Raw genomic sequence first — 21,197 nt, forward strand, 5'->3', positions numbered from 1 at the left:
CCGGCCGCAACCCGCAGACCGGCGAGACCATCCAGATCGCCGCCGGCCACTCGGTCAAGGTCTCCGCGGGCACCAAGCTCAAGGCCGCCGCGAAGTAGTCGCGCCCTCCGACACGGCCCCGGCACTGCGCCGGGGCCGTCGTCGTCCGCGGACGCGGCCGCCGATCGTCCGCGGACGCGGCTGCCGATCAGCCGCGGAACGTAGGCTGGACCGGTGAATCGAACCGTCCGGATCGTCGGCCCTGCGCTCGTGCTCGTCGCCGCAGCGCTCGTCGCCCTCCTCGCGGCCCTGGCCTTCGGCGGGGGAGCCGCGGCTCCGCTGCTGAACGATCCCGGCCCCGTGGTCCGCTACGGCCTCCCGATCGCCAAGCTGGCCGTCAATCTCGGCGCCGCGGGCATGATCGGCTCGCTCGTGCTGACGCTGTTCGCGCTGAGCCCCCGCGCCGCCGCCGCCCGCGACGCCCGGTCCTCGTCCCGCGCCTCGACCGCTCACGCCTCCTCGCGCGGCGGCCAGTCCTCGCGCGGCGGCCAGTCCTCCTCCCGCGCCGGATCGACGCGCACCGCAGTCGCGCCCGCGCGCCCCGCGCCCGCCGAGGCCGCGCCCGAGCCGCGCACCGAGTTCTCGATCGCCCTCGACGTCGCCGCCGCCAGCGCCGCCTTCTTCGCGGCGGCCAGCGCGGTGACCGGGTTCCTCACCTTCCTCAACGTCACGCAGACGCCCCTGAGCCTCGACCGCGACTTTGGCACCAAGCTCAGCTACTTCATCGGCAGCATCGAGGTCGGCCAGGCCTGGCTCATCACGACCCTGCTCGCGGCCGTCGTCACCGTCCTCTGCTTCGCCGTCCGCAACCAGACCGCGCTCGTCTTCGTCACGGGCCTGGCCCTGCTCACGCTGCTGCCGATGGCGCAGCAGGGGCACGCGGCGGGAGCGAGCGGGCACGACGCCGCCGTCACGGCGCTGGGCCTGCACCTCGTCTTCGCGGCGATCTGGCTGGGCGGCCTCATCACCGTCATCGCCCTGCGGCCCCTGCTCGGCGGCTCCCGCCTGCTGCCCGTGATCGAGCGCTACTCCAGCCTCGCGCTCGTGAGCTTCGTCGTGGTCGCGGCGTCCGGCTACGTCAGCGCCGAGCTCCGGCTCGCCACTCTCGACAACCTGCTCACCGGCTACGGGATCCTCGTGCTGGTCAAGGTCGCGGCGCTGGTCGCGCTGGGCCTGTTCGGCGTGCTGCAGCGCCGCTACCTCATCGAGCGGATGCGGAAGGCCGGCGGTGTCGGCGGCCGCAGCTTCTGGTGGCTCGTCGGCGCCGAGATCGCCTTCATGGGGATCGCGTCCGGAGTCGCCGCGGCTCTCGCGCGCACCGCGACCCCGGTCGACCAGATCGCCGCGAGCCAGCTCACGGATCCGACCCCGGCCCAGCTGCTGACGGGCGAGCCCCTGCCGCCGCCCGCGAGCGCGATGAACTTCCTCACGCTCTGGAACATCGACCTTGTCTGGCTCCTGGTCTGCTCCTTCGCCATCGCGTTCTACGTCGCCGGAGTGGTGCGCCTGCACCGCCGTGGCGACCGCTGGCCCCTGCACCGCACGATCCTCTGGATCGCGGGCATGCTCCTCCTGGTCTACATCACGAACGGCGGGGTGAACGCGTACGAGAAGTACCTGTTCAGCGCCCACATGCTCTCGCACATGGTCCTCACCATGGCGGTGCCGCTGCTGCTCGTCCCGGCGGCACCGGTCACGCTCATCGCCCGCGCCGCCGCCCGCCGCACCGACGGCTCCCGCGGCGCCCGCGAGTGGGTGCTGCTCGCCGTGCACTCGCGTTTCGCCACCGCGATCTCGCACCCGATCGTCGCCGCCCTGCTGTTCGTCGGGTCGCTCTGGGGCTTCTACTACTCCCCGCTGTTCCGCTGGGCCACCACGGACCACATCGGCCACGAGTGGATGATCGTCCACTTCCTGATCACCGGCTACCTCTTCGTCAGCGTCCTGATCGGAGTGGACCCGAGCGTGCACCGCGTGCCCTACGCGATGCGCCTGCTGCTGCTGCTGGGCACCATGGCGTTCCACGCCTTCTTCGGCCTCGCACTGATGACGGGGGAGGGGCTGCTCCTCGCCGACTGGTACGGAGCGATGGGCTGGGGCACCTCCGCGCTCGCCGATCAGCAGGCGGCCGGCGGCATCGCGTGGAGCATCGGCGAGATCCCCACCCTCGCGCTCGCGATCGTCGTCGCGATGATGTGGAGCCGCTCCGACGCCCGCGAGACCAAGCGCCGCGACCGCCAGGCCGACCGCACCGGAGAGGCCGAGCTCACGGCCTACAACGACCGCCTGGCCGCCCTCCAGAAGCGCGGCTGATCCGCGCCCGGGCCCCGGGGTCCCGGCGGGCCGCGGGTACAGTGGAGCGGTGACTCAGCCGACCCTCTCCGACGAGCAGCAGCGGGTCTTCGACCTCATCGAGAACACGCGCGAGCACCTGTTCGTCACGGGTCGCGCGGGCACGGGCAAGTCCACCCTGCTCAACCACCTGAGCTGGAACACCGACAAGCAGATCGTCATCTGCGCCCCCACCGGCGTCGCGGCGCTGAACGTCGGCGGCCAGACCATCCACTCGCTCTTCCGACTGCCGATCGGCGTCATCGCCGACTCCGACCTCGACCAGCCGCCCGAGCTGCGCAAGCTCCTCAACACCATCGACACGCTCGTCATCGACGAGATCTCCATGGTCAACGCCGACCTGCTCGACGGGATCGACCGCAGCCTCCGGCAGGCGCGGCAGCGGCGCTCCGAGCCGTTCGGGGGCGTGCAGGTCGTCCTCTTCGGCGACCCGTTCCAGCTCGCACCCGTGCCCGGCGATCCGGAGGAGCGGGCCTACTTCGCCGACCGCTACCGCTCGCTGTGGTTCTTCGACGCCCTCGTCTGGCAGGAGGCGCCGCTGCGGATCGTCGAGCTCGGCCGGATCCACCGGCAGAGCGACGAGCGCTTCAAGTGGATGCTCAACGCGGTCCGCTTCGGCATGGTGACGAAGGAGATCGCCGACGTGCTGAACGCGGCGGGCGCGCGGACGCCTCCGGCCGACGACGCGATCACGCTCGCGACCCGCAACGACACGGTCAACCGCATCAACCAGGCGGCACTCGCGCGGCTGAAGGGCCCGCTGAAGACCGCGTCGGCCGAGATCAGCGGCGACTTCGGCGGGCGCGCCTATCCAGCGGACCAGAACCTCGAGCTCAAGATCGGCGCGCACGTGATGTTCCTGCGCAACGACTCCGAGCAGCGCTGGGTGAACGGCACGATCGGCCGGGTGACGAAGGTCGCGGGGACGGTGTGGGTCGAGGTGGACGGCGAGGTCCACGAGGTCGAGCCCGCGACCTGGGAGCGCTACCGCTACTCCTACTCCGCCGCGACGAAGAAGCTGACCCGCGAGATCGTCGCCGAGTTCGCGCAGTTCCCGCTCCGGCTGGCGTGGGCGGTCACGATCCACAAGTCGCAGGGCAAGACCTACGACTCCGCCGTGGTCGACCTCGGGCAGCGCGCCTTCGCCCCCGGGCAGACCTACGTGGCGCTCAGCCGCATCACGAGCCTCGAGGGGCTCTACCTGACGCGGCCGCTCCGGCCGAGCGACATCATCGTCGACAAGGACGTGCTGCGCTTCATGTCCGAACGGCGAGCCGAGCCGGCCGCCGTCGCGGAGGCGTCCGCGGACTGACGCCCCGCGGAGGAGGTCGGAGCAGGCCCTCAGGCCGCCGCGCAGGTCCGGGCGAGATCGCGGAACAGCTCCGTCGTCAGCCGGTACGCCTCCGCGACCTCCGCGATGACCCGCTCGCGCTCCTCCTCGTCCCAGCCCGCGGCGTCGAGCTGCTCGCGATAGGTGGCGCGGAAGGCCGACGGTGCGGCGATCTCGCCGAAGAGGAAGAAGCCGACGCCGTTGGTCTCGAAGCCGAACCGCCGCTGCAGCAGCCCGCGGACGATCGCGCAGCCGGAGAGGTCGCCGAGGTAGCGCGTGTAGTGGTGGGCGACGAAGCCGCCGCTCCAACCCGAGGCCACGGTGCGGATCCGGTCGACGTAGGCGCTGGTCGAGGGCAGCGGGCGGATGCGCTCGCGCCAGTCCTCGCCGACGAGGAAGCGCAGGTCCTCCGCGATCGCGGGGAGCCGGGTGAGCTTGGCCGAGAGGAACGGCTCCGCGACCGGATCGCCGGCCATGTCCTCCGCCACGGCCTCGAGGGCCTCGTAGACGAAGTAGTGCTGCGAGATGAGCGCGATGTAGTCGTCGCGGCTGCCGGAGCCGGTCATCAGCGAGGTCATGAAGGCGGCGCCCTCGTCGTCCGCGCCGGACTGCCCGATGCGCAGGCGCAGGGCCTCGGAGAACGGGATGACGTTCGACACGGTGGCCTCCCTCGGCGACTGAGGTCTGCCTTACCTTAGCCGAGCGGGGCCGCCGGGACCAGAGGGCATCAGTGCCCGTGTCCGCGGTCGACGACGGAGTGCATCATCCCGCCCATGTCGCCCGAGCCGCCCGAGGAGGCGGCCATGGCGGGGGTGGCGAGGGCGGAGACGGCGAGCGCGCCGGCCAGGAGTCCGACGAGAGCTCGCGACGGCGAGACGGCCTTCTCCTCGACGCGCGGAGAGCGGAGCGAGACGGCCACCACGGCGACCGCGATCAGCTGGAGGACCGCGGCGGCCAGCGCGGGGAGGGGCTCGGCGAGTGCGCCGAGGGCCAGACCGAGGGCGAACGCCGCCAGGGAGGCGACCGCGACGGCCAGCGCGGAGCGCGGCACGACGATCCGGCCGCGTGCCAGGACGAGGACCGCCCAGAGGATCTCGACAGCACCGAGCGCTCCGATCACCGGAGCCTGCACGCCCTCGCCGCCGGCGGCGAGCGAGAGGTGGACGAGCCCGGCGCCGAGTCCGGCGAAAGCGGCGTTGCAGCGGGCCACGGTGGTCATGGCGGCTCCTTCGCTGGATCGGGGAAGAAGAGGAGGCCCCGGATCGACACACCGCATCGTGTCGTCCGGGGCCGTTCAGTCCGTCCGCCGCGGAAAACGGCGGGCCCACGGCGGACGGAGTAGAGGGGGGCGGCGGGTGCCGCCCGGGTCAGGCGGTGGCGGCGGTGCGCGTCCTCGCCGTCTTCTCGGTGCCGAGTCCGACTCCCAGGAGCACCAGCGCGCTGGCCAGGTGCAGGAAGTGGTCGGCGGTGTTCAGCGCCAGCACGTTCAGGGCGGTGTCGACCAGGAAGAAGCCGACGATGCCGAGCAGCAGGTACACCGCTCCGACGGTCACGTTGACGGTCTTCGCCGCGGCGACGGTCGACAGGCCCGCGATCAGCAGCGCGCCTCCGATGAGCAGGTGGGCGATGTTGTGCAGCGGGTTCACCTCGAAGACGCCGAGCAGGAGCCCGCCTTCGGTCGAGAGGAACTGCACGCCTCCGGTCACGACGAAGCCGAGGAGCCCGACGACGACGTAGACGGCTCCGAAGAGAGTCGCCAGCAGTCGATTGGGGGATCTGCGCATGGTCTCTTACCTCCTTCGAGCAGCGCCTCTGCGCTGTACTCCCTCTCTTCGTAACCCGGCGCCTGCCGGTTTGGGAACGGGGTGGACTCCGCCGGTCACGGTCAGGACACGAATCGCGATCGCGCGCTCAGCGGCCCTCTCCGGCCCGATGGAGCCCCCGTACAGTGGTGCCGTTCGCAGACGACGGGGGAGTCGCACGGCATGGGATCTCGCAGACGGACGCGGACGGGACTGCTCGTCGTCCCGGTCCTCGTGCTCGCACTGGCCGGCTGCACGCCCGCCGCCGCCTCGCGCGTGGCGGAGGCGCCCGCGCAGGCGGCGTCGGAGGAGCTCGCCTCCGCCCTGTCGGGGTTCCTCGACGAGACGGTCGGCGTCGCCGGCGCGACCGGAGCGGTCGCCGGGGTCTGGTCGCCGTGGGGCGGCAGCTGGGAGGGCGCGGTCGGCTGGGAGTCGGACGAGCGCACCACCGCCCTCACCACCGACGCGCACCTGCGGCTCGGCACCGGCGGCACCGAGGCGATGACCTGCGACGTGGTCCTCGCCCTCGCCGACTCCGGCCGGGTCGACCTCGACGCCGACGTCGGCGAGACGCTGCGCTCCCTGCCCGGCATCGACGGGCTCACCCTGCGCGAGCTCTGCGCGCACACCTCCGGCCTGGCCGACTTCCGCTCGGCCCTCTGGCCGACCGTGCTCCAGAACCCCCCGCGGCAGTGGCCGACGCTCGAGCTGCTCGCCGCGGCCCAGGTGCGCGGCGCCTCGGCCGAGCCCGGAGCGGCGTGGTCCGACTCCGCCACCGGTCCGCTGCTCGCCGGCATCGTCGCCGCCCAGGTGACCGGTCGGAGCATCGGGGAGCTCTACGACCAGTACGTGGTGCCGCGGTACGGGCTGCGCAGCACGGAGCTGCCCGGCGCCTCCGAGGTCGACCTGCCCGCTCCGTCCCCCCGCGGCTATGCGGTCGCGCTCGACCCGGCGACCGGGGAGAAGCGCTGCGACGTGCGCCTCGACGTCACCGCCGCGTCCCCGTCCGCCCTCGGCGCCGCGGGCGGAGCGCTGACCGATCTGGAGGACCTCCGGCGGCTGGCGACGGGTTTCGCGGCCGATCCCGCGGACGACGCCATGTGGCGGGACCCGGTCGTCCAGGGCCAGGGCCGCGCCGACTACCTCCGCGCCGGGCTCGGCGGGCACGAGGCGGGACCCCTCCGCGGCTTCTCGGGCCTCGCGCCCGGCTTCGTCACCGCGGCGTACTCCGACCCGGTCTCGGGCCTGACCGTGGCCGTCTCGATCAACAGCTCGACGCCCGGCGGGGACTTCGCCGCGACGGTCGCCCGCACCCTGGCCGCCATCGCGGTCGAGCAGGGAGCCGCGGCGGGAGCCGAGGGCCTGCCCCGGCTCCCGTGGACGGCCGACGGCGAGCGCGGCGCCGTGCAGGGGACCCCGACGCGCTGCTGATCCGGCGGCGCCCTACTCTGGTGCCATGCCGATCACTCCCGACACCAAGGACTGGACCTGGGTCCTCGAGCGCCCCTGCCTCGAGTGCGGTTTCGACGCCTCGCTCGTCGACGCCGACGAGGTCGCCGAGCTCATCCGCGAGAACGCCGCCGCCTGGCCCTACGTGCTCGACCGCGACGACGCGGCGGGCCGGCCCGACGACGAGACCTGGTCGCCGCTCGAGTACGCCGCGCACGTGCGCGACGTGCACCGCATCTACCGCACCCGCGTGCAGCTGATGCTCGCCGGCGACGACCCGCTCTACCCCAACTGGGACCAGGACGTCACCGCCGTGGAGGAGCGCTACGACCAGCAGAACCCCGCGACGGTCGGCCGCGAGCTGGTCGAGGCGGCCGAGCGCATCGCCGAGGTGTTCGACTCCGTCGCCGGCGCCCAGTGGCAGCGTCGAGGCCGCCGCAGCGACGGCGCGGCGTTCACGGTCGACACGATCGCCCGCTACTACCTGCACGACATCCAGCACCACCTGCACGACGTGCAGGGCTGAGCTCAGGTGTCGATGAGCTGCGGATTGAGGAACGAGAGCGTCCTCGCGTAGGCGAGCGCCGCAGAGGCGGGGCTGACCGCGTCGCGCAGGTTGCCGTTCGCGAAGTGCCGCTGCGTGTCCGGGTAGGTGTGCGCCGTGACCGGCGTCCCCGACTCCTTCAGCCGTCCGACGAACGACTCCGGGTCGTCGCCCGCGGGCCACTCGTCGCTCTGCGCGTAGTGCAGGAGGGTGGGGCACGGGACCAGCACGTGCTCCTCCCCACCGAGGGTGGCGTAGTACGCGACCACCGCGTCCACGAGCCCGGTGCCCGCGGCGAGCAGCCCGAGGCGGCCGCCGAAGCCGAAGCCGATGACGGCGCTGCGCGGCGCCCCGGCCGCGACTCCGGTGCCGACCGCCTCGGCGACGGCGGCGAGGGTGCGGTCCTGCGCGGCCATCGCGGCGAGGTCGCGCGCGTCCTCCGGGGCGAGCGTGGCCCAGCCGTCGTAGAGGTCGGGCACGAGCACGTGGTAGCCGTGCTTCGCCACGGCCACGGCGAACGGCTCCAGCCACGGCAGGCGCCCGAACACGTCGTGCAGCACGACCACCACGGGCCGGCCGGGGTGCCCGTACTCGAGGGCGACGCCCGGCGACGGGATCTGGACGAGCTCTGTCACCCCTCCACCCTGCCCTCTGCGTCCCGCGATCCCGCGCGCTGCCGCGGATCCGCCCGGCGTGTCGCGTCGAAACGCCGCGCGGGCGCCTCACCGCTCCGCGCGGCCGTGCGGCTCCAGCGGCAGGACGACCTGCTCGCGCAGGTGCTCGTAGACGACCGAGGTGCGCACGTCGGCGACCTCGCGGCGCTGCGTCAGCTCGTCGATGACGAAGGCGTAGAGGTCCTGGTTGTCGCGGACGGCGACGTGGATGATGAAGTCCTCCGAGCCGGAGGTGACGAACACGCCGACCGTCTCGTCGAGGCCGGCGACCCAGTCGCGGAAGGCCTCGATGATCTCGCGCGACGGCGGACGGATGCGGACCGCGATCAGCGCCTGCACGCCGCGCCCGAGGGCCGCGAAGTCGAGAGTGAGCGTCGCGCCGGTGATCACGCCGCGGCGCCGGAGGCTCCTCGTGCGGTCGAGGGCGGTGGTCGGCGAGACGTGCACGGCGGCTGCGAGGTCACGGTTCGTGATCCGTGCATCCGACTGCAGGACCTGCAGGATCCGGACGTCGAGTTCGTCGAGTGCCGCTCCTGGGCCGTTCTGCTGGTCGTTCATACGGAGATCCTGCCGCAGGGGACCCCTCCTGCCTACTGTTCGTGACGTCACTGCGCACGAACCGAGGAGCATCATGACCATCCCCGCCCCCGACGCCGTCGGCTTCCACCCCGACGAGATCGACACCGCCGCGCCCACCCGCTCGGCCCGCCTCAAGTGGGTGGTCGTCGTCGACGAGTCCCTCCCCGCCGGCCGCGCCGTGAACGCCGCGATCTGCGTGGGCGCCGCGACGGCCGCGCACGTCGCGGGGCTGCTCGGACCGAGCCCCGCCGACGCGTCCGGATCGCTGCATCCCGGTCTGCCGTGGGCCGGCTGCACGGTCCTCGCCGCCGACGCGGCGACCCTGCTCGCGATCCGCGCGAAGGCCGAGGCGCACGACGGGACGTTCGTCGCCGACACGCCCGCGTCGGCGCAGGCCACCCGGGTGTACGACGAGTACCGGGAGGCGGTGGCGGCGAGCGGCTCCGACGAGCTGCAGTACCTCGCGGTCAGCCTGGTGGGGCCGAGGAACCGGATCGACAGGATCGTCGGGCGGCTGCCGCTGCTGGGCTGACGGACACCGCGGGGCTGCCGGACGCCGCTGCGCTGACGGACGCCGCTGCAGCGCCGGAGGAGGAGCCGCTCGCATCGGGCCGGAGGACCGGCCGCAGACGAGGGGAGAGGAGAGCGAGTGACGGGAATCGAACCCGCGCCATCTGCTTGGGAAGCAGAAGTTCTACCATTGAACTACACTCGCGCGGCGCCGCTCGGGCGCACCAGGACATCGTAGCAAGGCCCGGAGCCGGCCCACGCCCCGGGGTCGCGCCACGCCCTAGGATCGCAGCGTGCTCCTCTCCGACCGCGACATCTCGCTCGAACTCGCCTCCGGCCGCGTGGGGCTCGCCCCGCACGATCCGTCGATGCTGCAGCCGTCGTCCGTCGATGTGCGCCTCGACCGCTTCTTCCGGTTGTTCGACAACCACCGCTACCCGTACATCGATCCGGCCGAGGACCAGCCCGAGCTGACCCGCCTGGTCGAGACGCCGCAGGGCGAGCCGTTCATCCTCCACCCGGGAGAGTTCGTGCTCGGCTCGACCTACGAGGAGGTGTCGCTGCCGGACGACATCGCGGCGCGCCTCGAGGGCAAGAGCTCGCTCGGACGGCTCGGACTGCTGACCCACTCGACCGCCGGGTTCATCGATCCGGGCTTCACCGGCCACGTCACCCTCGAGCTCAGCAACGTCGCGACGCTCCCCATCACGCTCTGGCCGGGGATGAAGATCGGCCAGATGTGCTTCTTCCGCCTCAGCTCGCCCGCCGAGAAGCCCTACGGCTCGGCGGAGTACAGCTCGCGGTACCAGGGCCAGCGCGGTCCGACCGCGTCGCGGTCGGCGCTCAACTTCCACCGCACGGACGTCTACACCGACTGACTCCGGCGCAGGGATCAGGGCGCGGGGGTCAGCCCAGCAGGCGGGGGAGCTGCAGCACGAGCCAGGGGGAGAACGCCCAGGGGGTCGAGCGGACGGCGGCGAGCGTCGCCTCGGCGTCGACCCACTCGTAGTCCATGACCTCGTCGAGGCGCGGATCGAGGGCGTCGCGGCTCGACAGCGTCGCCGTGTAGACGGGGCAGATCTCGTTCTCGACGACGCCGGACGCGTCGACCGCGCGGTAGCGGAAGTCCGGCAGGGCGACCTCCAGCGTGGCCAGCCGGGCGCCGAGCTCGCGCTCGGCCCGGCGGACGACGGCGTCCTCGATCCGCTCGCCCGGGGCGGGGTGCCCGCAGAAGGAGTTGGTCCAGACGCCCGGCCAGGTGCGCTTCTCGAGTGCGCGGCGGGTCACCAGAAGCGCGCCGTCCGGGGAGAAGACGTGGCAGGAGAACGCGAGGTGCAGGGGAGTGGCCGTGTCGTGCACGGTCGCCTTGTCGGCGACCCCCACGGCGTTCCCGGCCTCGTCGAGGAGGACCACCTGCTCGATCCGGTCCGTCTGCACAGTGGCGGCTGGCGAAGTCATACCCGCAAGTCAAGCACGCCGCAACACATCAGCCGGCTTATCGTCCTGGTTCTCTCCTTTGTTAGCCTTCCCACGTGGATACGCGCGACCCCGTGGTTCTGTCCCGGTTGAGGCAGGAGCACGTCGATGCCGTCCTGGACAGGTTCTTCTCGTTGGCGAGGTCCCGGGCGGTGCGTCTCGGACCCCGCTACCTGACCCTCTGGCAGACGCTGGAGGCCAACACCCGCGGCGGCAAGCGCTTCCGCCCGCTGATGGTGATCTCGGCGTACGAGGCTCACGGCGGCCAGGATCCGGAGGCCGCCGCCCACCTCGGCGCGGCGTTCGAGCTTCTGCACACCGCGCTGATCGTGCACGACGACGTGATCGACCGCGACTTCGTGCGCCGCGGCGGCCCGAACGTCTCGGGCAGCTACCGCGACGAGGCGACGACCGCGGGCCTCTCCATCCCGATCGCCGAGCACCGCGGCACCTCGGTGGCCGTGATCGCCGGGGACCTCGCCCTCACCGGCGCCCACCGCCTCGTCGAGGGCGTCGGCGCCTCCGACGGCGTGCGGGCCCGCCTGCTCACCCTGCTCGACGAGGCCGTCTTCGCCTCCGCCGCGGGCGAGCTGGCCGACGTGGACTTCTCCCTCATGCCGGGCATGCCCTCGGTCGACGAGGTGCTCGAGATGGAGCGCCTCAAGACGGCCGTCTACTCGTTCGAGGCGCCGCTGCAGGCCGGAGCGATCCTCGCCGGGGCCTCGGACGCCGCGGTGGACGCCCTCGGCGAGTTCGGCCGCTGGATCGGCATCGCCTACCAGATCGTCGACGACCTGCTCGGGGTCTTCGGCTCCGAGGGGCAGACCGGCAAGACCACGCTGGGCGACCTCCGCGAGGGCAAGCGCACCGTCCTCATCGCCCACGCGGCCGGCACGGACTGCTGGCCCGACATCGAGGCGCTGATCGGCGACGAGCACCTCGCGCCCGAGACCGCGGAGAAGGTGCGCGGCATCCTCGAGGAGTGCGGCGCCCGCAGCTACGCCGAGGGGCTCGCGAACCAGTTCGCAGACCGCGCCTGGGCGGCGCTGGAGACGCCCGCGGTGTCGGAGGCCTTCCGCAACGAGGTCCGCCCGCTCGTGGCCAGCGTGGTCGGGCGCACCCGATGAGCGCTGTCCGCCACGCGCGGATGCGTGCGACGATGCGCTCCGCCCGGCCGAGCCCCCGTACGGTGGCACGATGAGCCGCCAGAGCGAACTGTACGACCGCGTCGCGCACGAGTCGTCCGCGCAGGTGATCCGCCGCTACTCCACCTCCTTCGGGCTGGCCACGCGTCTGCTCGCCCCGGGCGTCCGCGAGCGGGTGGAGGACGTCTACGCCCTCGTGCGCGTCGCCGACGAGATCGTCGACGGCGTCGCCGAGGAGGCCCGTCTCGATCGGGCCGCGGTGGAGGAGTCCCTCGACGCCTTCGAGGCCGAGACCGAGCGCGCGCTCGCCTCCGGCTACAGCTCCAACCTCGTGATCCACGCCTTCGCTCGGACCGCGCGGGCGACCGGATTCGGCACCGAGCTCACCCGGCCGTTCTTCGCGTCGATGCGCGCCGACCTCCGCGAGACCGAGCACACCCCCGAGTCCTTCGAGGCCTACGTCTACGGCTCCGCCGAGGTCGTCGGGCTGATGTGCCTGCACGTGTTCCTCGCGGCGCCGGACGCGGGGCTCGTCTCCGAGGCCGCCCGCGCGCGGCTCGTGGCCGGAGCGCGCCGCCTGGGGGCCGCGTTCCAGAAGGTCAACTTCCTCCGCGATCTCGCCGCCGACGTCGACGGCCTCGGCCGCAGCTACTTCCCCGGAGTCGACCCGCGGGCGTTCTCCGAGCGCGACAAGGCCTCGCTGCTCGCCGACCTCGACGACGACCTCGCCGAGGCCGCAGCCATCGTGGCCGAGCTCCCGCGCTCGAGTCGGCGCGCGGTCCTGCTGGCCCACTCCCTCTTCGCCGCCCTGGCCGACCGGATCCGCGCGACGCCCGCCGAGGAGCTCCTCCGCGCCCGCGTCAGCGTGCCCACGGCCGCCAAGGCGGCGCTCGCGGCCAAGGCGGCCGTGTCGACGCTCGGCCCGCGCCTGGGCCCCGGCCCCGTCCGCGCGACCCGCTCGAGGACCGGCCCGCACCGCGCCGTCGTCATCGGCGGGGGGATCGGCGGACTCGCCTCCGCCGCGCTGCTCGCGCGCGACGGCTACGACGTGACCCTCCTGGAGGCGCGCGAGGCCGTCGGCGGCCGCGCCGGCTCGTGGGAGCACGAGGGCTTCCGCTTCGACACCGGTCCCTCCTGGTACCTGATGCCCGAGGTGTTCGACCACTTCTTCCGCCTCATGGGCACCAGCGCCGAGGAGCGCCTCGACCTCGTCACGCTCGACCCCGGCTACCGGGTCTACAGCGAGGGCGTCGACGAGCCGATCGACGTGCTCGCCGACCTCGAGTCGAACCTCGCGCTCTTCGAGAGCATCGAGCCCGGAGCGGGCGAGCGGATGCGCGCGTACCTCGACTCCGCGCGCGACACCTACGAGATGGCCAAGCGCCGCTTCCTCTACACGAGCTTCTCGTCCTTCCTCCCGCTGCTGCGCCGCGACGTGCTCAGCCGGACCGGGAGGCTCGGCCGCCTGCTGCTCACTCCGCTCGACACGTTCGCGGCGACGGCGGTCACCGACAACCGGCTGCGCCAGATCCTCGGCTACCCGGCCGTCTTCCTCGGCTCCTCGCCGTTCGCCGCGCCGAGCATGTACCACCTGATGAGCCACCTCGACCTCGCCGACGGCGTGCTCTACCCGATGGGCGGATTCACGAAGCTGATCGAGGCGGTCGCCGACGTCGCCGAGGAGGCCGGCGTCACCGTCCGCACGTCCTCGCCCGCGACGCGGATCCTCACCACCCGCTCGCCCCGCGGCCGACGCCGCGGCGCCGAGGTCGTCGGAGTCGAGTTCACGGGCCCCGACGGCACGGAGCGGATCCCCGCCGACCTGGTCGTCAACGCCTCCGACCTCTTCACCACCGAGCAGTCGCTCCTCCCCGAGGAGCTGCGGACCTACCCGCCCGCCTACTGGGAGAAGCGCGAGCCCGGCCCGAGCGCCGTCCTCGTCCTCCTGGGCGTGCGCGGGGAGCTGCCCGAGCTCGAGCACCACACCCTGCTCTTCACGAAGGACTGGCGCGACAACTTCGACAAGATCTTCGGCGAGCACCCGACCGTGCCCGACCCCGCGTCGATCTACGTCTGCCGCCCGAGCGCGACCGACGCGAGCACGGCTCCGGAGGGGCACGAGAACCTGTTCGTGCTCGTGCCGATCCCGGCCGACACCTCGATCGGCCACGGCGGAGTCGACGGCGCGGGCGACGCGCGCGTCGAGGCCATCGCCGACCAGGCCATCGCGCAGATCGCGTCCTGGACCGGCGCGACCGACCTGGCCGAGCGGATCGTCGTCCGCCGCACGATCGGCCCGGCCGACTTCGAGAGCGACCTCGGCGCCTGGCGCGGCTCGATGCTCGGACCGGCCCATGTCCTCTCGCAGAGCGCCTTCTTCCGGGCCGGGAACGTCAGCAGGCACGTCGACGGACTGCTCTTCGCCGGCAGCTCCACGATCCCCGGCATCGGCCTGCCGATGTGCATCATCAGCGCCGAGGTCATGCTCAAGCGCGTGCGCGGCGACGTGTCGACCGAGCCGCTGCCCGTGCGGGAGGCGCCGTCCGCTCCGGTCGCGCCCGTCGCCGTGGGGGAGTAGGCGTGGGGATCCTCTACCTGCTCGCGCTCCTCGTCTCGATCACCGGGATGATCGTGCTCGACCGCCGCTTCCGGCTGTTCTTCTGGGCGGACGCGCGACGCGCGGCGATCGTGCTGCCCGTGGGAGTCGCGTTCTTCCTGGTCTGGGACCTCGTGGGGATCGGCCTGGGTGTCTTCTTCCGCGGAGAGACCTCCTACATGACCGGCCTGCAGATCGCGCCGGAGCTCCCGGTCGAGGAGGTCCTCTTCCTCACCCTGCTCTGCTACCTGACGATGGACGTGCACGGCTTCCTCTCGCAGCGCGTCTCCCGGCGGGCGGAGGCGCGCGCGTGACCTACCTCCTCCTCAACGCCGTGTTCCTCGCGGTGGTGCTGGTGCTGCTGCTGCTCGCGCTGCGCCGACGCGTCCTGCGCCTGCCCGCCGTCCTCGGCACGCTCGCCGTGCTGCTGGTGATGACCGCCGTCTTCGACAACATCATGATCGGAGTGGGCCTGCTGGTCGCCTACGACGACGACCTGATCTCGGGGATCCGGATCGGCGTCGCTCCGATCGAGGACTTCGCCTACGCGATCGCCGCGGCCCTCGCCCTCCCGGCGCTCTGGGTGCTCCTGCCCTCGCGTCGTCGGAGCGAGCCGTGAACCGGCTGCGCGCGCTGTTCGTCTCGAGCCGCCCGCTGAGCTGGGTCAACACCGCCTACCCGTTCGCGGCGGCGTACCTGCTGACCACCCGCGAGATCGACCTCGCCTTCGTGCTCGGCACGATCTACTTCCTCATCCCCTACAACCTCGCGATGTACGGGATCAACGACGTCTTCGACTACGAGTCCGACCTGCGGAACCCCCGCAAGGGCGGCGTCGAGGGCGCCGTGCTCGACCGGAGCGAGCACCGCGCGACGCTGATCGCGGCGGTGGCCACGAACGTGCCGTTCCTGGTGGCGCTCGTGCTGCTCGGATCCCCGGTCTCGTGGCTGGTCCTCGCGATCAGCGTCTTCGCCGTGATCGCCTACAGTGCGCCGGGGCTCCGCTTCAAGGAGCGCCCGTTCGTCGACTCGCTGACCTCGGCGACCCACTTCGTCAGCCCGGCCGTCTACGGGATCGCACTCGCGGGCACCGTGGTCACCGGACCTCTGGTGGCGCTGCTCGTGGCGTTCTTCCTCTGGGGGATCGCGAGCCACGCCTTCGGCGCGGTGCAGGACATCCTGGCCGACCGCGCGGGCGGCATCGGCTCGATCGCGACCGTGATCGGAGCGAAGGCGACCACGCGCTTCGCCATCGCCGCCTACGTCGCGAGCGGCCTGCTCCTGCTCCTGCTGCCCTGGCCGGGGACCCTCGCGGCGATCCTCGCGGTACCGTACGCGGTGAGCATCTGGCCGTACCGGTCGCTCGAGGACGCCGAGGCGGAGCGAGCGAATGCGGGCTGGAAGCGCTTCCTCGCGCTGAACTTCCTGACCGGCTTCCTCGTCACGCTCCTGCTGATCGTGTTCTGGATCGCCACGGTCTGATCCGCGGCCGGCGGCGCGCGGGGAGGGGCCTCGCCCGCGTCTCCCGCGGGCCGGGCCTCGTCAGTCCCGGCGGGCGGGCGGAGCGAGCCGCGGCTCCGGCACGACGGGGGCGGTGGCCGGCGGGCGGCGCACCGGCAGGAGCAGCACCAGCCCCACGGCGAGGACGAGGACGAGCCCGAGGATGCCCCAGTACTGCACGTTCGCCTCGCCGCTGCCCGAGACGGCCGCGGCGATCGAGACGGCGGCTGCGAAGGCGGCGGGCGCGAGGAACGAGGCCGCCCGCCCGGTGGTCGCGTAGAGGCCGAAGATCTCGCCCTCGCGTCCCTCCGGGATGAGGCGGGCGAGGTAGCTGCGGCTCGCCGACTGCGCCGGGCCGACGAACAGGCACAGCAGCAGGCCGAAGATCCAGAACACCGTGCTCCCCCCGTCGTGCAGGACGAAGACGGCGGTGCCGCAGACGACCAGGCCGATGAGCGAGGCGACGATCACGGCCTTGGGGCCGATGCGGTCGTCGAGCGCGCCGACCGAGATGGTCGCCACTCCGGCCACGACGTTCGCGGCGATGGCGAACAGGATCACCTCGCCGGCGTCGAAGCCGAAGGTGCCCTGCGCCAGCACGCCGCCGAAGGTGAAGACCCCGGTGAGCCCGTCGCGGAACACCGCGCTGGCGATGAGGAAGGCCACGGTGCTGCGGCTCTCGCGCCAGAGGGCGGCGACCTGCGCGAAGAGCGCGCGGTAGGAGGCGATCACGCCGACGCGCTCCGCCCGGCTCGCCTGTGCCGGCGTCTCCGGCACCGCGACCAGCACCGGGAGGGCGAAGACGGCGAACCACACGCCGGCGACCAGGATCGAGACGCGCACGTCGAGGCCGTCGTCCCCCGTCACTCCGAAGAGCCCGACCTCGGGCGAGATGAAGCCGAAGTACACGATCAGCAGCAGGACGATCCCGCCGACGTAGCCCATGCCCCACCCGAAGCCGGAGACGCGGCCGATGGTCGCCCGGGTCGAGACCTGGAGGAGCATCGCGTTGTAGTTGACGCTCGCGAACTCGAAGAAGACCGTGCCGACCGCGAGCAGTCCGAGTCCCAGCCAGAGGAGGGCCGGGTCGGGGCGCACGAGGAACATCAGCAGGATGCAGAGGACGACGACGGCGGAGTGGATCCCCAGCCAGAGCCGGCGGCGCCCGCCGAGGTCGGCCCGGCGGCCGGTGATCGGCGCGATCACGGCGACGACCACGCCGGCGGCGGCGAGGGACCAGCCGAGCGCGGCCGAGACTCCGCTCGAGGTGCCGAAGAGCCCGTCGGTGGTCAGGTAGACGGTGAAGACGAAGGTAGTCACCACCGCGTTGAAGGCCGATCCGCCCCAGTCCCACAGGCCCCAGGCGAGGACGGGCCAGCGGCCGGTGCGCGTCGTCATGGGCCCACCGTAGGGGGAGGAGGTGAACGGCCGGAAGCGGCGGGACCCGCGAGTCTGAGAGTTGAGCCGATGCGACTCAACTTCTTGCCTCCGGACTTGACGCGAGACGACGGATGCGTAAACTTGAGCGTGCGGGGCTCAACTCCCGCAGAGGATTCCGCACCACCCGTCAACTGACCGGCAGCCGCCCGCGCGACGCCGATCGCGAAGGAGAACAACGCATATGTCCCGTGCCGTAGGCATCGACCTGGGAACCACCAACTCTGTCGTGGCCGTCCTCGAGGGAGGCGAGCCCACCGTCATCGCCAACGCCGAGGGCTTCCGCACCACGCCGTCCGTCGTGGCGTTCACCAAGGACGGGGAGGTGCTCGTCGGCGAGACCGCGAAGCGCCAGGCCGTCACCAACGTCGACCGCACCATCGCGTCGGTCAAGCGCCACATGGGCACCGACTGGACCTTCGGCGTCGAGGACAAGAAGTACACCCCGCAGGAGATCTCGGCCCGCATCCTGGGCAAGCTCAAGCGCGACGCGGAGCAGTACCTGGGCGACAAGGTGACCGACGCGGTCATCACCGTCCCGGCCTACTTCAACGACGCCGAGCGCCAGGCGACCAAGGACGCCGGCGAGATCGCCGGCCTCAACGTCCTGCGCATCATCAACGAGCCCACCGCGGCCGCGCTGGCCTACGGCCTCGACAAGGGCAAGGAGGACGAGCTCATCCTCGTCTTCGACCTCGGCGGCGGAACGTTCGACGTCTCCCTCCTCGAGGTGGGCAAGGACGACGACTTCTCGACCATCCAGGTCCGCGCGACCTCGGGCGACAACCGCCTCGGCGGCGACGACTGGGACCAGCGCGTCGTCGACCACCTGGTCAAGCGCTTCAAGGACTCGACCGGCGTCGACGTCTCGAAGGACAAGATCGCTCGTCAGCGCCTCAAGGAGGCCGCGGAGCAGGCGAAGAAGGAGCTCTCCTCGAGCACCTCGACCAGCATCCAGCTGCCCTACCTCTCGCTCACCGAGAACGGTCCGGCGAACCTCGACGAGACGCTCACCCGCGCCAAGTTCGAGGAGCTCACCAGCGACCTGATCGAGCGCACCCGCAAGCCCTTCACCGACGTCATCGCCGAGGCGGGCGTCAAGGTCGAGGACATCGCTCACGTGGTCCTCGTCGGCGGCTCGACCCGCATGCCGGCCGTCGCCGAGCTCGTCAAGAAGCTCACCGGCGGCAAGGAGCCCAACAAGGGCGTCAACCCGGACGAGGTCGTCGCCGTCGGCGCCGCGCTGCAGGCCGGCGTCCTCAAGGGCGAGCGCAAGGACGTCCTCCTGATCGACGTGACCCCGCTCTCGCTGGGCATCGAGACCAAGGGCGGGATCATGACCAAGCTCATCGAGCGCAACACCGCGATCCCGACCAAGAGGTCCGAGACCTTCACCACGGCCGACGACAACCAGCCGTCCGTCGCGATCCAGGTCTTCCAGGGCGAGCGCGAGTTCACCCGCGACAACAAGAACCTGGGCACGTTCGAGCTGACCGGCATCGCGCCGGCCCCGCGCGGCATCCCGCAGGTCGAGGTCACCTTCGACATCGACGCCAACGGCATCGTCCACGTGTCCGCGAAGGACAAGGGCACCGGCAAGGAGCAGTCGATGACGATCACGGGCGGCTCGTCGCTGCCCAAGGACGACATCGACCGCATGGTCCGCGAGGCCGAGGAGCACGCCGCCGAGGACAAGGCCCGCCGCGAGGCGGCCGAGATCCGCAACAACGCCGAGACCCTGGCGTACTCGATCGACAAGCTGATCAAGGACAACGAGGACAAGCTGCCCGAGGACGTCAAGTCCGAGGTGCAGGGAGACGTCGACGCGCTGAAGACCGCGCTCGCCGGCGACGACGACGCGGCCGTCAAGACCGCGTTCGACGCCCTCAACGCCTCGCAGACCAAGATCGGCCAGGCGATCTACTCCCAGGACCAGGCCGCGCAGAGCGCCCCCGCGGACGCTCCGGCCGACGGTGACAAGAAGGACGACGAGGACATCGTCGACGCCGAGGTCATCGACGAGGACGAGCCGAAGGACACGAAGTAGCCATGGCAGCCGAGAACGAGCCCCAGGACCTCCCCGAGGAGCAGCCGGCCACCGGCGGCGAGGCGGGAGCCGAGGCGGCGCAGGACGCCCAGGACCAGGAGGGCCTCATCGAGGCCGAGGGGCCCGACGTCGAGACCAGCCTCTCGGACGCCGACCTCTCGTTCCTCTCGGGACAGTCCAGCGCCGAGACGCTCGCGGCCGAGCACCTCGCCGATCTCCAGCGGGTGACCGCGGAGTACGCGAACTACCGCAAGCGCACCGAGGCCAACCGCCAGGTCGACAAGGAGCGGGCGATCGGCGACGCGGTGAAGGTCATCCTCCCCGTGCTCGACGACCTCGACCGCGCCGAGAAGCACGGCGACCTCGCCGAGGGCGGGCCCTTCACGGCCATCGCGCAGAAGCTGCGCGGCGGAGTGGAGAAGCTCGGCCTGGTGAAGACCGGCGCCGTGGGCGACCTGTTCGACCCGAACATCCACGAGGCGATCTTCCAGCAGCCCACCCCCGGCGCCGAGACCTCCACGGTCGCGGACGTCGTCGAGGCGGGCTACTACCTCGGAGGCTCGCTGCTGCGGGCCGCCAAGGTGGTCGTGGCAGTCCCCGCCGACTGACCCCGCCACCGGCACCACCACCGCGGAGGACCCCGCCCCGCTCGGCAGCACGCTGCCGGACCGGGGCGGGGTCCCTCGCCGCATTCGACACAGGAAGAGGCACATGGCCAGCCAGGATTGGTTCGACAAGGACTTCTACAAGGTCCTCGGCGTGTCCAAGGACGTCTCCGCCGCGGACCTGAAGAAGACCTACCGCAAGCTCGCCCGCCAGTTCCACCCCGACTCCAACCCGGGGGACGCGAAGGCCGAGGCGCGCTTCAAGGAGATCAGCGAGGCGTACACCGTGCTCTCGGACGCCGAGCAGCGCAAGGAGTACGACCAGATCCGCGCCATGGGCGGCGGAGCGCGCTTCACCGCGGGAGGCCAGCCCGGAGGGTTCGACGACGTCTTCGGCGGCATGTTCGGCCAGGGCGGGCGCACCTCCTACAGCACCCAGCAGGGCCCGCCGCCCGGCTTCGAGGACATCCTCGGCGGCATGTTCGGCGGCGGAGGCAGCCGCTTCGGCCAGCCCAGCGGCGGCTACCGCGGCTTCGGCGGCCCGCAGAAGGGCGCCGACGTCACCGCCAGCACCACCATCGACTTCCGCACCGCGACCCGGGGCGACACCGTCCAGCTGCAGACCGGCGACGGGCGCACCCTCTCGGTGCGCATCCCCGCCGGCGTGGCCGACGACCAGAAGATCCGCGTCCGCGGCAAGGGCCGCCCCAGCCCGGACGGCGGCGATCCCGGCGACCTGGTGCTCACCGTCTCGGTGCGCAAGCATCCGGTGTTCGAGCGCGACGGGCTGAACCTGCGCGTGACGGTTCCCGTGACCTTCGTCGAGGCCGTCTTCGGCGCGACGATCGAGGTGCCGACCCTCGGCGGCGAGCCCGTCAAGCTCCGGGTCGCCGCAGGCACCCCGAGCGGCCGCGTCCTGCGCGTCAAGGGCCGCGGCGTCACGACCCCCAAGGGCACGGGCGACCTGCTCGCCGTCCTGCAGGTCGCCGTCCCGAGCCACCTGTCCGCCGCCGCCCGTGAGGCCCTCGAGGCCTACGCCGCCGCCGAGCCGGACGAGGACCCGCGCGAGGACATCCTGGAGAAGGCCCGCTACTAGCACCGGATCGGCGCGA

At 72.2% G+C, this 21,197-nt stretch carries 22 protein-coding genes and 1 tRNA gene; 15 read left to right on the forward strand and 8 right to left on the reverse strand.

Features of this window, described 5'->3' with window-relative positions:
- The 3 genes from C5D04_RS13105 to C5D04_RS13115 all read left to right on the forward strand — a co-directional run.
- On the forward strand, positions 1-98 hold a 98-nt coding region (locus C5D04_RS13105), incomplete at its 5' end, for an HU family DNA-binding protein (RefSeq protein WP_181137714.1).
- Between the two features lie 115 nt (positions 99-213).
- On the forward strand, positions 214-2,352 hold the full coding sequence (locus C5D04_RS13110) for a bifunctional copper resistance protein CopD/cytochrome c oxidase assembly protein (protein ID WP_258068913.1): 2,139 nt from the start codon (positions 214-216) through the stop codon (positions 2,350-2,352).
- 49 nt (positions 2,353-2,401) lie between these two features.
- Positions 2,402-3,703, forward strand: coding sequence for an ATP-dependent RecD-like DNA helicase (locus C5D04_RS13115; RefSeq protein ID WP_104222908.1), 1,302 nt, complete (start codon positions 2,402-2,404; stop codon positions 3,701-3,703).
- A gap of 29 nt (positions 3,704-3,732) precedes the next feature.
- Here C5D04_RS13115 and C5D04_RS13120 read toward each other — a convergent pair whose 3' ends face one another.
- The 3 genes from C5D04_RS13120 to C5D04_RS13130 all read right to left on the reverse strand — a co-directional run bounded on the left by C5D04_RS13120 (position 3,733) and on the right by C5D04_RS13130 (position 5,505).
- On the reverse strand, positions 3,733-4,380 hold the full coding sequence (locus C5D04_RS13120) for a heme oxygenase (biliverdin-producing) (RefSeq protein ID WP_104226125.1): 648 nt from the start codon (positions 4,378-4,380) through the stop codon (positions 3,733-3,735).
- Positions 4,381-4,448: 68 nt separating this feature from the next.
- Positions 4,449-4,940, reverse strand: a complete 492-nt coding sequence (locus C5D04_RS13125; protein ID WP_104347809.1) for a hypothetical protein — start codon at positions 4,938-4,940, stop codon at positions 4,449-4,451.
- A gap of 148 nt (positions 4,941-5,088) precedes the next feature.
- Positions 5,089-5,505: a DUF4383 domain-containing protein gene (locus tag C5D04_RS13130; protein ID WP_104222905.1), complete on the reverse strand. Its 417-nt coding sequence runs from the start codon at positions 5,503-5,505 to the stop codon at positions 5,089-5,091.
- Between the two features lie 201 nt (positions 5,506-5,706).
- Here C5D04_RS13130 and C5D04_RS13135 point away from each other — a divergent pair, with 201 nt between their 5' ends.
- Positions 5,707-6,954 carry a serine hydrolase gene (locus C5D04_RS13135; protein ID WP_104347810.1) on the forward strand — a complete coding sequence of 416 codons (1,248 nt, stop codon included), beginning with the start codon at positions 5,707-5,709 and terminating at the stop codon, positions 6,952-6,954.
- Positions 6,955-6,979: 25 nt separating this feature from the next.
- Positions 6,980-7,498, forward strand: coding sequence for a DinB family protein (locus C5D04_RS13140; protein ID WP_104347811.1), 519 nt, complete (start codon positions 6,980-6,982; stop codon positions 7,496-7,498).
- A gap of 2 nt (positions 7,499-7,500) precedes the next feature.
- Here the strand turns inward: C5D04_RS13140 and C5D04_RS13145 are convergent, their stop codons facing one another.
- Together C5D04_RS13145 and C5D04_RS13150 are read right to left on the reverse strand one after the other, a co-directional pair.
- Entirely contained in the window at positions 7,501-8,151 is a 651-nt protein-coding gene (locus C5D04_RS13145) for a dienelactone hydrolase family protein (RefSeq protein WP_104347812.1), read from the reverse strand.
- Positions 8,152-8,238: 87 nt separating this feature from the next.
- Positions 8,239-8,748: an Lrp/AsnC family transcriptional regulator gene (locus C5D04_RS13150; protein ID WP_104255349.1), complete on the reverse strand. Its 510-nt coding sequence runs from the start codon at positions 8,746-8,748 to the stop codon at positions 8,239-8,241.
- Positions 8,749-8,821: 73 nt separating this feature from the next.
- Between C5D04_RS13150 and C5D04_RS13155 the strand changes: the two genes are divergently transcribed.
- Entirely contained in the window at positions 8,822-9,301 is a 480-nt protein-coding gene (locus tag C5D04_RS13155; protein WP_104233078.1) for a DUF2000 domain-containing protein, read from the forward strand.
- A gap of 112 nt (positions 9,302-9,413) precedes the next feature.
- On the opposite strand, the gene C5D04_RS13160 is transcribed toward C5D04_RS13155, so the two are convergent.
- Positions 9,414-9,484 (reverse strand) — tRNA-Gly (locus tag C5D04_RS13160).
- An 88-nt stretch (positions 9,485-9,572) separates the two neighbouring features.
- Here C5D04_RS13160 and dcd point away from each other — a divergent pair.
- The gene (dcd, locus tag C5D04_RS13165; protein WP_104222898.1) at positions 9,573-10,157 is read left to right on the forward strand and encodes a dCTP deaminase; all 585 of its coding nucleotides are present in this window, start codon (positions 9,573-9,575) and stop codon (positions 10,155-10,157) included.
- A gap of 28 nt (positions 10,158-10,185) precedes the next feature.
- Here the strand turns inward: dcd and idi are convergent, their stop codons facing one another.
- On the reverse strand, positions 10,186-10,737 hold the full coding sequence (idi, locus tag C5D04_RS13170; RefSeq protein WP_104222897.1) for an isopentenyl-diphosphate Delta-isomerase: 552 nt from the start codon (positions 10,735-10,737) through the stop codon (positions 10,186-10,188).
- Positions 10,738-10,907: 170 nt separating this feature from the next.
- On the opposite strand from idi, the gene C5D04_RS13175 reads away from it, so the two are divergent.
- The 5 genes from C5D04_RS13175 (at position 10,908) to C5D04_RS13195 (ending at position 15,978) form a co-directional block, all read left to right on the forward strand.
- Entirely contained in the window at positions 10,908-11,882 is a 975-nt protein-coding gene (locus C5D04_RS13175; protein ID WP_244229492.1) for a polyprenyl synthetase family protein, read from the forward strand.
- Between the two features lie 70 nt (positions 11,883-11,952).
- Positions 11,953-14,478, forward strand: a complete 2,526-nt coding sequence (gene crtI / locus C5D04_RS13180) for a phytoene desaturase family protein (RefSeq protein WP_104233079.1) — start codon at positions 11,953-11,955, stop codon at positions 14,476-14,478.
- Between the two features lie 2 nt (positions 14,479-14,480).
- Positions 14,481-14,810, forward strand: coding sequence for a lycopene cyclase domain-containing protein (locus C5D04_RS13185; protein WP_104255346.1), 330 nt, complete (start codon positions 14,481-14,483; stop codon positions 14,808-14,810).
- Entirely contained in the window at positions 14,807-15,115 is a 309-nt protein-coding gene (locus C5D04_RS13190) for a lycopene cyclase domain-containing protein (protein ID WP_104222893.1), read from the forward strand. Before C5D04_RS13185 ends, C5D04_RS13190 begins: the two co-directional genes overlap by 4 nt.
- On the forward strand, positions 15,112-15,978 hold the full coding sequence (locus C5D04_RS13195; RefSeq protein ID WP_104222892.1) for a prenyltransferase: 867 nt from the start codon (positions 15,112-15,114) through the stop codon (positions 15,976-15,978). Before C5D04_RS13190 ends, C5D04_RS13195 begins: the two co-directional genes overlap by 4 nt.
- A gap of 60 nt (positions 15,979-16,038) precedes the next feature.
- Here the strand turns inward: C5D04_RS13195 and C5D04_RS13200 are convergent, their stop codons facing one another.
- A complete protein-coding gene (locus C5D04_RS13200; RefSeq protein ID WP_104233081.1) occupies positions 16,039-17,394 on the reverse strand; it encodes an MFS transporter in 1,356 nt (451 codons plus the stop codon).
- Positions 17,395-17,617: 223 nt separating this feature from the next.
- On the opposite strand from C5D04_RS13200, the gene dnaK reads away from it, so the two are divergent.
- The 3 genes from dnaK to C5D04_RS13215 all read left to right on the forward strand — a co-directional run bounded on the left by dnaK (position 17,618) and on the right by C5D04_RS13215 (position 21,181).
- Positions 17,618-19,480 (forward strand): molecular chaperone DnaK, encoded by a 1,863-nt coding sequence (dnaK, locus tag C5D04_RS13205; protein WP_104222890.1) that lies wholly within the window; start codon positions 17,618-17,620, stop codon positions 19,478-19,480.
- A gap of 2 nt (positions 19,481-19,482) precedes the next feature.
- Positions 19,483-20,088, forward strand: coding sequence for a nucleotide exchange factor GrpE (locus C5D04_RS13210; protein WP_104222889.1), 606 nt, complete (start codon positions 19,483-19,485; stop codon positions 20,086-20,088).
- Between the two features lie 103 nt (positions 20,089-20,191).
- Entirely contained in the window at positions 20,192-21,181 is a 990-nt protein-coding gene (locus C5D04_RS13215) for a DnaJ C-terminal domain-containing protein (protein WP_104222888.1), read from the forward strand.
- Positions 21,182-21,197: the final 16 nt, after the last annotated feature.

The sequence above is a fragment of the Rathayibacter sp. AY1D2 genome, from assembly GCF_002932695.1.
GTDB lineage: Bacteria > Actinomycetota > Actinomycetes > Actinomycetales > Microbacteriaceae > Rathayibacter.

Bases quoted from the DNA above. Each gene is read 5' to 3' on its own strand.
- C5D04_RS13140 (WP_104347811.1), top strand. From the start codon at position 6,980: ATGCCGATCACTCCCGACACCAAGGACTGGACCTGGGTCCTCGAGCGC.
- C5D04_RS13200 (WP_104233081.1), bottom strand. From the start codon at position 17,394: ATGACGACGCGCACCGGCCGCTGGCCCGTCCTCGCCTGGGGCCTGTGG.
- C5D04_RS13125 (WP_104347809.1), bottom strand. From the start codon at position 4,940: ATGACCACCGTGGCCCGCTGCAACGCCGCTTTCGCCGGACTCGGCGCC.
- C5D04_RS13155 (WP_104233078.1), top strand. From the start codon at position 8,822: ATGACCATCCCCGCCCCCGACGCCGTCGGCTTCCACCCCGACGAGATC.
- C5D04_RS13135 (WP_104347810.1), top strand. From the start codon at position 5,707: ATGGGATCTCGCAGACGGACGCGGACGGGACTGCTCGTCGTCCCGGTC.
- C5D04_RS13210 (WP_104222889.1), top strand. From the start codon at position 19,483: ATGGCAGCCGAGAACGAGCCCCAGGACCTCCCCGAGGAGCAGCCGGCC.
- dnaK (WP_104222890.1), top strand. From the start codon at position 17,618: ATGTCCCGTGCCGTAGGCATCGACCTGGGAACCACCAACTCTGTCGTG.
- C5D04_RS13150 (WP_104255349.1), bottom strand. From the start codon at position 8,748: ATGAACGACCAGCAGAACGGCCCAGGAGCGGCACTCGACGAACTCGAC.
- idi (WP_104222897.1), bottom strand. From the start codon at position 10,737: ATGACTTCGCCAGCCGCCACTGTGCAGACGGACCGGATCGAGCAGGTG.
- C5D04_RS13215 (WP_104222888.1), top strand. From the start codon at position 20,192: ATGGCCAGCCAGGATTGGTTCGACAAGGACTTCTACAAGGTCCTCGGC.
- C5D04_RS13130 (WP_104222905.1), bottom strand. From the start codon at position 5,505: ATGCGCAGATCCCCCAATCGACTGCTGGCGACTCTCTTCGGAGCCGTC.
- crtI (WP_104233079.1), top strand. From the start codon at position 11,953: ATGAGCCGCCAGAGCGAACTGTACGACCGCGTCGCGCACGAGTCGTCC.